Source organism: Pedobacter cryoconitis (assembly GCF_014200595.1).
Lineage (GTDB): Bacteria > Bacteroidota > Bacteroidia > Sphingobacteriales > Sphingobacteriaceae > Pedobacter > Pedobacter cryoconitis_C.
On the sequence record NZ_JACHCG010000002.1, the window covers coordinates 18,307 to 32,175 of the forward strand.

Below are 13,869 nucleotides of genomic sequence, written 5' to 3' on the forward strand. Positions count from 1 at the left end.
ATATATAGAATGAGACCAACAAAAATAATCATTTCAGGAGGCGGTACTGGCGGACACATTTTTCCTGCCATTGCGATCGCAAATGCGCTCAAACGCATAGAGCCTGAGTGTGAAATATTATTTGTAGGTGCGACAGGCAGAATGGAAATGGAAAAGGTTCCTGCTGCCGGGTACAAAATTGTAGGCTTGAATATCAGCGGAATTCAAAGGGGGTCAATACTCAAAAATCTGAGTTTACCTTTTAAACTGGTTGACAGCATGCAGAAAGCATTGAAGTTGATCTCAACCTTTAAGCCTGATGTGGTGGTGGGTGTTGGTGGTTATGCTTCGGGACCGGTTTTATTTGCGGCTTCCTGGAAAAATGTTCCATACCTGATACAAGAGCAGAATTCTTATGCGGGTATGACCAACAAAAGACTGGGGAAAAAGGCTTCGAAAATATGTGTGGCTTTCGATGGAATGGAGCAGTTTTTTCCGGCTGACCGTATCCTGAAAACGGGGAATCCGGTACGTAAAGATGTAGTCGAGATTTACAATAAACGTTTCCACGGATCGGAATTGCTGAAACTGGATCCGTTAAAGAAAACTGTTTTAGTAACAGGCGGAAGCCTTGGTGCTGCTACATTGAATAAAAGTATTGAAAAGCATTTGCAGGATTTTATAGACCAGGATGTACAGTTAATCTGGCAGACCGGTAAATATTATTATGCAGGAATTATAGAGCGACTTGGCGGAAGTTTTCACCCGAATGTACGGATACTGGAATTTCTGAACCAGATGGACCTGGCTTATGCAGCTGCCGATGTGATTATCTCAAGAGCAGGGGCAGGAACAATTGCTGAACTCTGCCTGATTAAAAAACCGGTAATCCTGGTGCCTTCGCCTAATGTGGCTGAAGATCATCAGACTAAAAATGCGATGGCATTAGTGAAAAGAAATGCAGCCCTGTTAATCAATGACCGCTCTGCGGAGGATACTTTGGTGAGAGAGGCGCTGGAATTATTAAAAGATGATGTTCGTTGTGAACAGCTTTCAGTAAATATTGGGGAGATGGCTTTGCCACAAGCTGATGAGCTGATTGCAAGAGAAGTATTTAAACTGGCAGTAAAGAAGGATATATAAATGGAACTGGATTTAATCAAACGCGTTTATTTTATTGGTGCCGGTGGTATCGGAATGAGTGCGCTTGCGCGGTATTTTAAAAAACGCGGCTGCCTGGTTGGCGGATATGATAAAACCAGAACTGTTTTGACCAGTCATCTGGAGGAGGAAGGAATTCTGATTTCTTATGTGGATGTGCTGAGTGAATTGCCTTCGGAATTTGAAGTGACAACGGCGGAGACGCTGATTGTCTATACTCCGGCAATTCCGAAAGATTCGGTATTGCTGAATTATTTCAGGGATAACGGTTTCAATTTACAGAAACGTTCCCAGGTATTGGGGATCATCAGTAAAGGACAGTTTTGTATTGCTGTGGCGGGTACGCATGGTAAAACAACTACTTCTTCAATTATAGCCCATATTCTGACGGATACCGGTTATGGATGTACTGCGTTTTTAGGCGGAATTACGACGAACTATCAAAGTAACTTCCTGCTGGGCGACAACAATGTCGTAGTGGTGGAAGCAGACGAGTATGATCGCTCTTTTTTGACCTTACATCCGGATATCGCCGTGATTACTTCTATGGATGCAGATCATCTGGATATTTATGGAGACGCAGCACAATTAGAGGAGTCATTCCAGTTGTTTGCAAAACAGTTAAAACCAGGAGGAACTTTGTTTTTTAAACAAGGATTACCGATTGCTGAAGGGATAACTTATGGTAGTGAGACAACGGCTACTGTCCGGGCCTCAAATATCAGGGTAGAAGAGGGGAATTTTGTTTTTGATTATCAGGATGAAAATGTGAGTATTACGAATATTCCATTGATGCTTCCTGGAAAACATAATGTAGAAAATGCTACAGTAGCGATGGCAGCTGCACTAAAATTAGGAATTGATCCGGTTAAAGTGAAAGTCGCGGTTGCGAATTTTAAAGGCGTAAAAAGACGTTTTGAATATGTGGTGAGAGAGGATAAGCATATTTATATTGATGATTATGCACATCATCCCGAAGAGTTGCGTGCTTGTTTTCATGCGGTCAGACAACTGTATCCGGACAAGAAGATGACTGTTGTCTTTCAGCCGCATCTTTTTAGCCGTACGAGGGACTTTGCAGCTGATTTTGCGGAAATTTTAAGTACCGTTGACGAATTGTTGCTGCTGGATATTTATCCGGCCAGAGAGTTACCGATGGAAGGGATTACTTCTGAGTTTTTAAGGGCTAAACTAATGCTTGAAAACAGTGGGGTTTATTCGAAAGAAGAGGTACTGAAATATGTAAAGGAAAACCAACCTGAATTATTGGTTACTGTGGGTGCAGGGGATATTGATACTTTGATTCAACCGTTAAAAAATATTTTGACCAATGTTTAAAAGGATTGACTGGAAATTTGTTTTTAAATGTTTTGCCTGGATTTTTTGTCTTGGCGGAATAGTTACCCTTATGAGCTTTGTATCGGTAAAAAAACATACAGTTAATGTAACGAATATAAAAATCCTTATTCCTGGAGCAGATAATTTTATCGAAAGAGAAGAAATTGATGCGATATTGAAACAGAGCCAGGGACAGCTGATCGGGCGTAAACTGGAAGACATTAACCTGCACGCAATTGAAGAAAAAATTAAGTCAAATCCATATATAGCATTGTCTACAGTTTATGCAGATATGGACGGTGTAATCCATATTGAAATTAGTCAGAGACAACCTTTATTGAGAATTATCAGTTCAAGCGGACAGGATTTTTATATTGATAAAAATGGACTTAAAATGCCTGTGTCTCCGAACTTTACGGCAAACGTAGTGGTAGCAAATGGTAAGATTTTAGAGCACTTTAGTGGCAGGGTAGATACCTTGATTACGAAAATGGCTTCAGATTTGTATAAAACGGCATTATTTTTGAAAAAAGATACGTTGTGGGACTCACAAATTGAACAAATATTTGTTAATGATAAAGATGATATTGAATTGATACCAAGAGTGGGTAACCAGCGTATCATTTTAGGGAATGCAGATTCTCTTCAAACGAAAATGACCAATCTGATGACCTTTTATAAAGAGGCCATGCCGAAGGTAGGTTGGGACACTTATAAAACCATAAACATAAAATACACCAATCAGATTGTTTGTGAAAAGAACAACATGGATTCCATATTGGGTTCGGTTGGCAGGGCTAAGCCTGCAAAACCAACAATTGCTTCTGCAAGGAAAGTAATGGATTCACTGGTGAGGGCTGAAGTTGCAGCAGAGCTTAGAAATAATCCCCAGGGAGTTCAAGAGGGGGAATCTGCGGATAAAGTGAATACTCCGGCTGTAGTTAAAGCTACGCCAAAACCAGGGATGGTAATCCATAAACCGGTAAAAGTTGTACCGCGTCCGGCAAAAGTTGCGGCCGTAAAACCGGAGCATAAGCCTGTGAAAACAGAGCACAAGCCAGTCACGCCGCAAAAAAAATGGGTGAAACCTGAGCATAAGCCGGTGAACACCGGACAAAAACCAGTAAAGGCCGTCATTAAGCCAGCTGTAGCAAAGCCAGTAAAAGCTAAAGTGACGACAAAACCAGTAAAAGAAACAAAACACACCAGTGATAATAATTAGTATATAATTCGACAAATAAATATAGTTATGGGCAAAGAAAAAACCACCGTTCAGTCTCCAATTGTAGTGGGATTGGACATCGGTACCACAAAAATCTGTGTGATAGTTGGTCGCAGAACACAGCATGGCAAGATTGAGGTTTTGGGTATTGGGAAAGCAGAGTCTGCGGGCGTAACCCGTGGTGTGGTTTCCAACATACAAAAAACTGTACAGGGTATTTCACAGGCCGTTGAATTGGCGAGCGGTCAGTCCAATGTGGAAGTACGTGTAGTAAATGTTGGTATTGCAGGTCAGCATATCAAGAGTTTACAACACCGTGGAATCCTGACAAGAAGAGAACTGAATAATGAGATCAGTAAAAAAGATCTGGATAAGTTAATTGATGATATGTTCAAACTGGTTATGCCCCCGGGAGAAGAGATCATCCATGTACTGCCTCAGGAATTTACTGTCGATAATGAACCAGGAGTTAAAGATCCGATCGGTATGGCGGGTGTTCGTTTAGAAGCGAATTTCCATATCATTTCGGGCCAGGTAACTGCGGTTAAAAATATTATGAGATGTGTAACCAATGCCGGTTTACAGACTCAGGAACTGATTTTAGAGCCGCTTGCATCTTCTGAATCTGTTTTAAGTGATGAAGAAAAAGAAGCTGGAATTGCTTTAGTGGATATAGGTGGTGGCACTACTGATATCGCTATTTTCCATGAGGGTATTATCCGCCATACAGCGGTTATCCCTTTCGGTGGAAATAGTGTGACTGAAGATATTCGTGAAGGCTGTTCGGTGATGAGAAATCAGGCTGAACTGTTGAAAACACGTTTCGGTTCTGCTTTAGCTGAAGAAAATAAAGAAAATGAAATTATTTGTGTACCAGGTCTGCGTGGCAGAGAACCAAAAGAAATTTCAGTAAAAAACCTTGCTTATGTGATCCAGGCCCGTATGGAAGAAATCATTGAGCACGTTTATTACGAGATAAAATCTTCTGGTTATGAGAAAAAACTAATCGGTGGTGTAGTAATTACCGGTGGTGGAGCGTTATTAAAGCATCTCTCTCAATTGGTTGAATATGTTACAGGACTGGATTGTCGTGTAGGTTATCCGAATGAACATTTGTCGAAATATGAGGATATGCCAAAAACTATTTATGATGACCTGAAAAGCCCGATGTACGCGACCAGTGTTGGCTTGCTGATTAAAGGAATTCAAAAAGCTGAAGAGTTGATTGAAGAGTTGAAGCAGCCTGGTGTTTATGTCGAGAGACCAGCAGTTGTAAAAGATAAAGTGAAACGCCCGGGAGGTGGATTATTTGATAAATTATTAGCAAAAACTAAAGATTTCATCAAAGACGACATGAACGTAAGCGATGAGGATTATATAAAACCGTAATATTTATCCACAATGGACGATTTTTCCACATTTTAAACACTTGTGGAAAACGTGTGTTGAAAAAGTGTTAATATTACAATGAGAGATGAACAGGTAAAACCAATTTTTAAGTAACTGATTCATAAATATATGTATTTTGAAATGTTAAAAGATAAGTCATCAATCATCAAGGTAATTGGTGTTGGTGGCGGTGGTGGTAATGCGGTTAACCATATGTACCGTCAAGGAATTGCAGGTGTAGACTTTATAATCTGTAACACTGATGCCCAGGCATTGGAGTTCAGTCCTATACCGAATAAAGTACAGTTGGGTGCAAGTTTAACCGAGGGAATGGGTGCAGGCTCAATTCCGGAAGTGGGGAAAAATTCGGCTATTGAAAATATAGACGATATCAAAAGCATGTTAGGCAGTACTACAAAAATGCTGTTTATTACTGCGGGTATGGGTGGTGGAACAGGTACGGGTGCTAGTCCCATCATTGCGCAGGCAGCGAAGGAACTTGACATTTTAACTGTGGCTATTATCACAACCCCTTTCTCTTTCGAAGGTAAAAGACGTAAAATGCAGGCCGAAGACGGTCTGGATGAACTGAAGAAATACGTGGATTCTTATCTGGTTATTTCCAATGATCGTTTACGTGAAATATTTGGTAACCTGACTTTAGGTTCCGCTTTCGCACAGGCAGATGATATTTTAACTACTGCGGCAAAAGGTATTGCCGAAATCATAACGGTGCCGGGATATATCAACGTGGATTTCAAGGATGTGCGTACAGTGATGAAAGACAGCGGTGTTTCTATCATGGGTAGTTTTGCCTGTGAGGGTGAAAATCGTGCTTTGAGTGCTGTTGAAGGTGCATTGGCTTCTCCGCTGTTAAAAGACAACGAGATTGAAGGTGCAAGGTATATCCTGTTGAACATCAGCTCTGGTTTAAAAGAAGTGACGATGGACGAGGTCGCTATTATCACGGATTATATTCAGGATAAGGCTGGTTTAACCGCAGATTTGATCTGGGGTAACTGTATTGACGAAAACCTGGGTGAGAAACTTTCTGTAACCATTATTGCTACAGGGTTCCAGACTACCGAACAACGTGCACACGATAAAAAGAACGTAAAGAAAATTTCTTTATTAACCCCTGAAGAAGCTCCGCTGGTAAAACCATTAGAACCTGTTAACTCTTTTATTGAGCCAAAAGCAGGTGCTTATACGAATGAGCCGGTGATGAAACTGAAAGACGATCTGAAACAATCTGATCTTTTCGGTGATATGTACAGCGGAAACAGAAACAGAAGAGATGACGCAGATAGCGGGATCATCAGACACACTTTAGTGGAAGAAGAATCTACGCCTGCTGAAAATAAACAGGAAGCAGGAACAGATTTTGAATTGAAAACATCAGAAACTGATTTTGTTTTTGAAGCACCTAAATCAAATTATAACGAATCTGCTGTGCCTGCGCAGGAAGAGATCGTTGTACCAGGTCTGGATGATGACAAAAGCGATGAATCTATTGAAGATCAGCTAAAAAAATCTAAAGAAAGGATTATGAGGCTGAAAGATCTGAGCATGAAATTGCGTACAACCAATGGATTGCAGGAGCTTGAAAACGAACCTGCTTATAAACGTAAACAAACACAATTACAACAGGTACAGCATTCTTCGGAATCGCAGGTATCAAGGTTTACTTTAAGCAATGATGAAGAGGGCAGTACAGAGATCAGACCTAACAATTCATTCCTTCACGATAACGTTGATTAATCAACCGGTATAGAAAAAGAAATTAAAAGCCTTAGCAATTTATTGTTAAGGCTTTTTTGGCATAATAATGGATTGCTGGACAGCGGGATTACTGGTTTTCGGGCAACCTTGTATTTCAGCCCCAGAAAGCTTAAATTTGCATAAAATAATAAGACAACTTAAAGACAGATACATTGGATATTTTTGAAAAGATAGCAAAGCATATGGGCCCGCTTGGGCAACACCAAAAATGGTCACATGGATATTTTTCCTTTCCGAAGTTAGAAGGAGCCATTGCGCCGCATATGAATTTTCGGGGTAAAGAACATTTGGTTTGGAGTTTAAATAATTATCTGGGATTAGCTAATCACCCGGAAGTAAGGGAAGCGGATTCAAAAGGTGCAGCAGATTTTGGGATGGCTTACCCGATGGGCGCCAGAATGATGTCTGGAAACTCTAAATATCATGAGCAATTAGAACAGGAGCTTGCAGAATTTGTGGGTAAGCCTGATGCATTCCTTTTAAACTACGGTTACCAGGGAATGTTATCTATCATTGATTGTCTGGTAGACAGAAATGATGTAATTGTTTATGATGGAGAATGCCACGCTTGTATTATCGACGGTTTGCGTCTTCATTTAGGTAAACGTTTTGTTTATCAGCATAACGATATTGACAGTGCCCGTAAACAACTGGAGCGTGCTACTAAACTGGTAGACAGTTCAGGAGGAGGGATTCTTGTGATTACTGAAGGTGTTTTTGGTATGTCAGGTGCACAGGGTAAACTGAAGGAAATTATTGAATTGAAAAAAGACTTCAATTTCCGTTTGTTAATCGATGATGCACATGGATTTGGTACGATGGGTAAAACTGGTGCCGGAACACATGAAGAACAGGATTGTATTGAAGGTGTAGATATCTATTTCGGAACATTTGCAAAATCAATGGCTGGAATCGGTGCTTTTGTTGCATCTTCAGAAGAAATAACTAATTTTTTCCGTTATAACATGCGTTCTCAGACTTTTGCGAAAGCATTGCCAATGCCAATGGTCATTGGTTTACTGAAGCGTTTAGAACTGCTTAAAAATAATCCAGAGCTGAGAGAGAAACTATGGAATATCGCAACTACCTTACAAAAGGGGTTAAGAGCGCGTGGTTTTGATTTAGGAATTACCAATACGATGGTTACCCCTGTATTTTTAAAAGGTGAATTGTTACAAGCTACTGCATTGACAATGGATCTTCGCGAGAACTATAGTATCTTCTGTTCTATTGTAGTGTATCCGGTTATTCCTAAGGGCTTAATTGAGCTTAGACTGATACCAACTGCAATGCATACTTTAGAAGACGTAGAGCGCACGCTTGAAGCTTTTAGCGAAGTTGCAGAGAAGCTGAAAAGCGGCTATTATAATGACAATAAATTCAGCCCGGAATAGCTGATTTCTATAAATAAAAAAAGGCCCTTTACTTAACTGTAAAGGGCCTTTTTTGTTTTACTTATTTTGTATCTTATTGTTTTTCAACGATATATCTTATATTTTTTGATGAATTTGTGAATAACCATGCTTTTTGTGGATAAAAACAGGGTTTTATAGGTTCTAAATGTGCTGTTAATCTTTCATTTATTAGAATAAAGCGCTTACATTAGTAATTGAGTATTAATCAACCCTAAAAAATAAACCAAAAGGTAATTAGAAATGAAAAAATTTGATGAGTTAAAGAAGCTTGTTACCACATTAGAAGCTGATGCAGACAAGTTTTACAACAAAGCCAACAGTGCTGCCGGAACACGTGTCCGTAAAGGAATGCAGGATCTTAAAAACATAGCTCAGGCTATTCGTTTAGAGATTCAGGAGACCAAAAACAAAGAGGCTTAAACCCATTTTCTTGTTTTGAATTTATAGCGCCCCGGTAGTACCGGGGCGTTTTTTTTATTTAAGCGCGGGGCTTATAAACTGATTTGTTTAATTTGAGTGCTGATCAGCTGGGCCAGGCGGCCGGATGCAGGCACTAATGGCAAGCGTACCTGGTCACCACAAACGTTAAAGTATTTTAAAGCAGCTTTAATCCCTGCCGGGTTACCTTCTTCGAAAACTAACCTTGTAAATTCAACTACTTTCAGGTGCAATACCTGAGCGGCTTTGAAATCGCCTTTCAGGGATAACCTGATCATTTCTGAGAATAAAAGAGGGAATGCATTTCCAACTACAGAAATTACACCTGCCGCGCCTAATGAAATCATTGGCAGGGCTACAGGATCATCACCAGAAATCAATAAGAAGTCTGCTGGTTTATCTCTCATAATCTGGTTGAACTGATCAAAACTGCCTGAAGCTTCTTTGGTCCCGATTATATTCTTGCAATCTACTGCTAAACGGCAGGTAGTTTCTGCACTTACATTACTTGCTGTACGGCCAGGGACATTATAAAGTAATACATCCAGGTCTGTAGACTCACTGATCGCTTTGTAGTGCTGATATATGCCTTCTTGTGTAGGTTTATTATAATATGGACTTGCTGAAAGTATAGCGTCGTAACCTGAAGCATCAAATTCTTTGATCTCCTGAATAACTTCTGCTGTATTATTACCGCCGATACCAGCGATCAATGGTAATCTGCCGTTATTTATTTCTGCTGTAAATGCCCAGATCTTCTTCTTTTCGTCCTTATTGAGTGTTGCTGTTTCACCTGTAGTACCTAACGATACCAGGTATTCTACCTTCCCGTCAATCTGATAGTTGATCAGTTTTTTCAAACCGTCGTAATCTACCGATCCGTCTGCGTTAAATGGTGTAACAAGAGCTACACCCGTTCCATGAAATTTGTTCATTTTTTTAATCTTTATTCAACATCTCTAATAAGTCGTTCTCCGAAATCAGGGGAACATTCAGCTTCTGGGCCTTTTCTAATTTTGAAGGCCCCATATTATCACCTGCGAGCAGGTAATTCAATTTAGCGGAAATACTGCTTAATATCTTTCCACCATTGTTTTCGATCAGATCTTTCAGTTCTTCTCTGCTATATTGTTCAAAAACTCCCGAAATTACGAATGTTTTTCCAGTTAATTTGTCACTATCCAATGTTATTATAGTCTGAATAGTCTCAAATTGTAATCCATATGCTTTCAACAGGTTAATCTGATCAATATGAGCCTGTTTACTGAAGTATTCAATGATACTTTCTGCAATACGGCCGCCGATTTCATCAATTGCTGTTAATTCTTCGAGTGTGGCAGTAATTAAGCGGTCAATATTTCCGGTTCCGATAGCTAATTTCCTGGCCACTGTTTCCCCGACATATCTGATCCCCAAACCAAAAAGCACTTTTTCAAAAGGCATCTGTTTGGATAACTCGATGCCTTTTAACATATTTTCAATAGAACGTTCTCCGAACCTTTCTATGTTTTTTAGTTCTTCAGCTCTGTCTTTTAAAGTATATAAATCACTGATATGGCCTATTAAGCCCCGCTGGTAAAAAGATTCTATAGTTTCATCACCTAATCCATCAATGTTCATCGCTTTTCTGGAAATGAAATGCTGGATTTTACCTACAATCTGCGGACGGCAGCCTTCATCATTCAGGCAATAAAAAGCAACTTCTCCTTCTTTACGAACCAGTGTGGTACCGCATTCAGGGCAGGTGACCGGATAAATAACGGGTTGTGCGCCTTCTTTCCTTTTTTCCAGGTTCACTTCGATGATCTTTGGAATAATTTCACCGCCTTTTTCTACAAATACACTATCACCAACATGTAAGTCTAATCTTTCGATCTCATTGGCATTATGTAATGTAGCCCGCTTAACGGTTGTTCCGGCAAGTTGTACTGGTTTTAAATTCGCTACTGGAGTTACCGCGCCGGTACGTCCAACCTGGTAACTTACGCTTTCCAGGATAGTTTCTACTTCTTGTGCTTTGTATTTATAGGAGATTGCCCAGCGTGGAGATTTGGCAGTAAATCCTAATTCCTGCTGCTGGGTAAAGCTGTTTACTTTGATAACGATCCCGTCAATGTCATAGCTGAGTTTGAAACGTTCATTTTCCCAGTAATGGATAAATTCCAGTACTTCTTCAATATTACTGCTCAGTTTAGTATGTTCAGAAACATGAAAGCCCCATTTGTTGAGTTCCTGTAAGCTTTCCCAATGTGTTTTGAAATATTCTTTTTCAGTATGCAGGGAATAAAAGAAGGCGTCTAAGGGCCTTTTGGCGACTTCTTTGGGGTCCTGCATTTTTATAGTGCCTGAAGCAAAGTTCCGGGGATTTGCATAGGGTATTTCTCCGAGTTCTTCTCTTTCTTTGTTCAGTCTTTCAAAAGCTGCACTGTGCATTAATATTTCCCCTCTGATCTCAAATAATGCAGGTGTATTTGCTTTTTTTAAGTGGTGGGGGATATTGCTGATTGTTTTTACATTGGCAGTAACATCGTCACCTTTGGTTCCGTCTCCACGGGTAACTGCTCTTAAGAGTTTGTTATCCTGGTAAGTCAGGCTAATAGAAAGTCCGTCGAATTTCAATTCGCATACGTACTCAAAATTATCACCTATTGATTTTTTGATCCTTTCGTCGAAATCACGCAGATCCTGCTCGTTATAGGTGTTACCTAATGACAGCATTGGCCATCTGTGTTTGACGGTGACGAAGTTTTTAGTGATATCACCCCCAACTTTTAAAGTCGGAGAATCAGGATCTGCGAATTCGGGATGTTCTTTTTCAAGTTTCCCCAGTTCTTCCAGTTTCTTGTCAAACTCGTAATCGGCAATGGTTGGCATTGCAAGTACATAATAATTATAACTGTGCTGGTTAAGTTCATGAACCAACGCGTCCATAGTGTCTTTAATAGTGGATTGCGACATAAGGCGAAGTTACTAAATCGGCTGATTTGCTTGTTTATTTTAATGGTTTTTTTTGTAATCAGAAGGATTGTCCAGCCAGTTCCTGCTCAATCTGATCGAATATGGTCAGAAATCCCTGCTTGTCGAGTTGTTGTTTAAACTCTTCCAGTTTCTGCGTCAGGATTTCCAGCTGCTCTTCTGTAAATGGATTGAGCCATAACCGCATACAAATGCGGTTGAGTGCATAGGTAATATTCTCAATTTTCTCATAGCTGAAAAGGTATTCACTGGAGATAAATTTGTCCAGAAAGTGGGCAAAACGTGGCTGATCTGTTAACCCGGCATATTTTAAAAAGCCGGTTAGAGATTCAGTATGGGCACGGCCGAGCTGCTGATAAAGAAGAGCAGTGTCTACTTTGTTCTGGGTTAACAGCAGGTGATCAAGGATCAGTTCCAACCCGATGTGTGCTAAAAAGAATGGCTTTACCGGGCCGGTTTGCAGGGCTGGTAAAATCAGTTGTTTAAGAATAGCGGTTTGTTCTTTAAAAAATCCGGAAGAATGAAATAAACGGTCTACTTCCAGGTGTCTTTTCCATCCGCTAAGTAAGGCTGCATAATCAGGCACATCCCTGAAAAGGTATTCATCTTTTTGCGGATTAAGGTTCCAGTCTTTGTCTGCATTTTTAATCAGGTCGGGCAATACAACCCCCATCACCATATAATCATTGGAGTTTTGCCGTTCAAAATAAAAGTGCGAAAGAAAGTTCATCGTTTACAAAATAGGGATTTTTTTATCAGAGAGCCGTTGAAATGGGCCAAATAACCCATAATTATTTATACCTGACAAGAATCTGTCCAAGATCGGTTTTTATCAGCCGCTAAGTTTAAACGGTTTCTTATCTTTGCCGAAATTATAAAGCGATGACCAATTTTGTTGATGAATTAAGATGGAGAGGCATGTTACATGATATCATGCCCAATGCAGAAGATAAATTAAATGAAGGCATGTGCTCAGGATATATAGGTTTTGATCCTACGGCTGATTCGTTACATGTTGGTCACCTGACACAGATTATGACATTAATCCATTTTCAACGTGCTGGCCACAAACCTTATGCACTTGTTGGTGGCGCAACTGGTATGGTTGGTGATCCGTCCGGTAAATCTGAGGAAAGAAACTTGCTGACTGAAGAAATACTGGCGCATAACCTGGACGGGATTAAAAAACAGCTGAATCAATTCTTAAACTTCAGCGCTGAAGGTAACGGTGCGGTGATGGTTAACAATGCGGATTGGTTTAAAGGGTTTAGTTTCCTTGATTTTATCAGAGATGTAGGTAAACACATCACTGTGAACTACATGATGGCCAAAGATAGCGTGAAAAAGCGTTTGGAAGGTGATACTGGTATGTCTTTTACGGAGTTCAGTTACCAGCTGATCCAGGGTTATGATTTTTATTATTTATGGAAAAATAATAATTGTACGATCCAGATGGGTGGTTCTGATCAATGGGGCAATATTGTGACCGGAACAGAATTTATCAGAAGAAAAGACAGAGGAACAGCTTATGGATTAACTACACAACTGATCAAAAAATCGGACGGTACTAAATTCGGAAAAACCGAAAGCGGAGCGATCTGGTTAGATCCTGAGAAAACTTCTCCTTATAAATATTACCAGTTCTGGTTGAATGCTACAGATTCGGATGCCAGATCATGGATACGTATCTTCACTTTGCTGACGCAGCAGGAGTTGGAGAAATTGGAAGCGGAACATGATGCAGCACCTCATTTGAGAATTTTGCAGAAAGCACTGGCTACTGATATTACAATCAGAACGCACTCTGAGGCTGCTTTAGAAACAGCGGTAAAAACTTCAGAATTCTTGTTCGGTAATGGTTCTTTATCATTCTTGGAGAGCCTGAGCCCTGCACATATCCTGGAAATCTTTGAAGGTGTACAACAGTTTGTAATTAGCCGTGAAGAATTAGCGTCAGGTATTGATGTGGCTACTTTACTGGCAGAAAAAACGACGGTATTCCCATCTAAAGGAGAAGTGAAAAAAACTATCCAGGGTGGTGGATTGAGTATTAATAAAGAAAAAGTAGCAGAGGTTACTGCCAGTTATACTGTCAGCAACCTGATTAATGATAAATATATTATCGTTCAGAAAGGTAAAAAGAATTATTTCCTGTTAATCGCGGAATAG

At 40.1% G+C, this 13,869-nt stretch carries 11 protein-coding genes; 8 read left to right on the forward strand and 3 right to left on the reverse strand.

The genetic code is table 11. From position 1 onward, the window contains the following. The first annotated feature begins 9 nt into the window (after positions 1–9). The 7 genes from murG (at position 10) to HDE70_RS13975 (ending at position 8,706) form a co-directional block, all read left to right on the forward strand. Positions 10–1,122 carry an undecaprenyldiphospho-muramoylpentapeptide beta-N-acetylglucosaminyltransferase gene (gene murG, locus HDE70_RS13945; protein WP_183869545.1) on the forward strand — a complete coding sequence of 371 codons (1,113 nt, stop codon included), beginning with the start codon at positions 10–12 and terminating at the stop codon, positions 1,120–1,122. Next, positions 1,123–2,478 carry a UDP-N-acetylmuramate--L-alanine ligase gene (gene murC / locus HDE70_RS13950; RefSeq protein WP_183891016.1) on the forward strand — a complete coding sequence of 452 codons (1,356 nt, stop codon included), beginning with the start codon at positions 1,123–1,125 and terminating at the stop codon, positions 2,476–2,478. Continuing rightward, complete coding sequence (locus tag HDE70_RS13955) at positions 2,471–3,700, forward strand: cell division protein FtsQ (RefSeq protein ID WP_260160599.1); 1,230 nt, start codon at positions 2,471–2,473, stop codon at positions 3,698–3,700. Before murC ends, HDE70_RS13955 begins: the two co-directional genes overlap by 8 nt. A gap of 27 nt (positions 3,701–3,727) precedes the next feature. After that, the gene (ftsA, locus tag HDE70_RS13960; RefSeq protein WP_068395018.1) at positions 3,728–5,089 is read left to right on the forward strand and encodes a cell division protein FtsA; all 1,362 of its coding nucleotides are present in this window, start codon (positions 3,728–3,730) and stop codon (positions 5,087–5,089) included. Between the two features lie 129 nt (positions 5,090–5,218). Continuing rightward, on the forward strand, positions 5,219–6,850 hold the full coding sequence (gene ftsZ, locus HDE70_RS13965; RefSeq protein ID WP_183869543.1) for a cell division protein FtsZ: 1,632 nt from the start codon (positions 5,219–5,221) through the stop codon (positions 6,848–6,850). 173 nt (positions 6,851–7,023) lie between these two features. Next, positions 7,024–8,265, forward strand: a complete 1,242-nt coding sequence (locus HDE70_RS13970; RefSeq protein WP_183869542.1) for an aminotransferase class I/II-fold pyridoxal phosphate-dependent enzyme — start codon at positions 7,024–7,026, stop codon at positions 8,263–8,265. A 261-nt stretch (positions 8,266–8,526) separates the two neighbouring features. Next, positions 8,527–8,706 carry a histone H1 gene (locus HDE70_RS13975; protein ID WP_068395023.1) on the forward strand — a complete coding sequence of 60 codons (180 nt, stop codon included), beginning with the start codon at positions 8,527–8,529 and terminating at the stop codon, positions 8,704–8,706. Positions 8,707–8,777: 71 nt separating this feature from the next. On the opposite strand, the gene dapA is transcribed toward HDE70_RS13975, so the two are convergent. The 3 genes from dapA to HDE70_RS13990 are packed head-to-tail and all read right to left on the reverse strand — an operon-like array spanning position 8,778 to position 12,430. Further along, positions 8,778–9,659, reverse strand: coding sequence for a 4-hydroxy-tetrahydrodipicolinate synthase (gene dapA / locus HDE70_RS13980; protein ID WP_183869541.1), 882 nt, complete (start codon positions 9,657–9,659; stop codon positions 8,778–8,780). A gap of 4 nt (positions 9,660–9,663) precedes the next feature. Further along, positions 9,664–11,682 carry an NAD-dependent DNA ligase LigA gene (ligA, locus tag HDE70_RS13985; protein WP_183869540.1) on the reverse strand — a complete coding sequence of 673 codons (2,019 nt, stop codon included), beginning with the start codon at positions 11,680–11,682 and terminating at the stop codon, positions 9,664–9,666. A gap of 58 nt (positions 11,683–11,740) precedes the next feature. After that, positions 11,741–12,430, reverse strand: a complete 690-nt coding sequence (locus tag HDE70_RS13990; RefSeq protein WP_183891017.1) for an ACP phosphodiesterase — start codon at positions 12,428–12,430, stop codon at positions 11,741–11,743. 152 nt (positions 12,431–12,582) lie between these two features. On the opposite strand from HDE70_RS13990, the gene tyrS reads away from it, so the two are divergent. After that, the gene (tyrS, locus tag HDE70_RS13995) at positions 12,583–13,869 is read left to right on the forward strand and encodes a tyrosine--tRNA ligase (RefSeq protein WP_183869538.1); all 1,287 of its coding nucleotides are present in this window, start codon (positions 12,583–12,585) and stop codon (positions 13,867–13,869) included.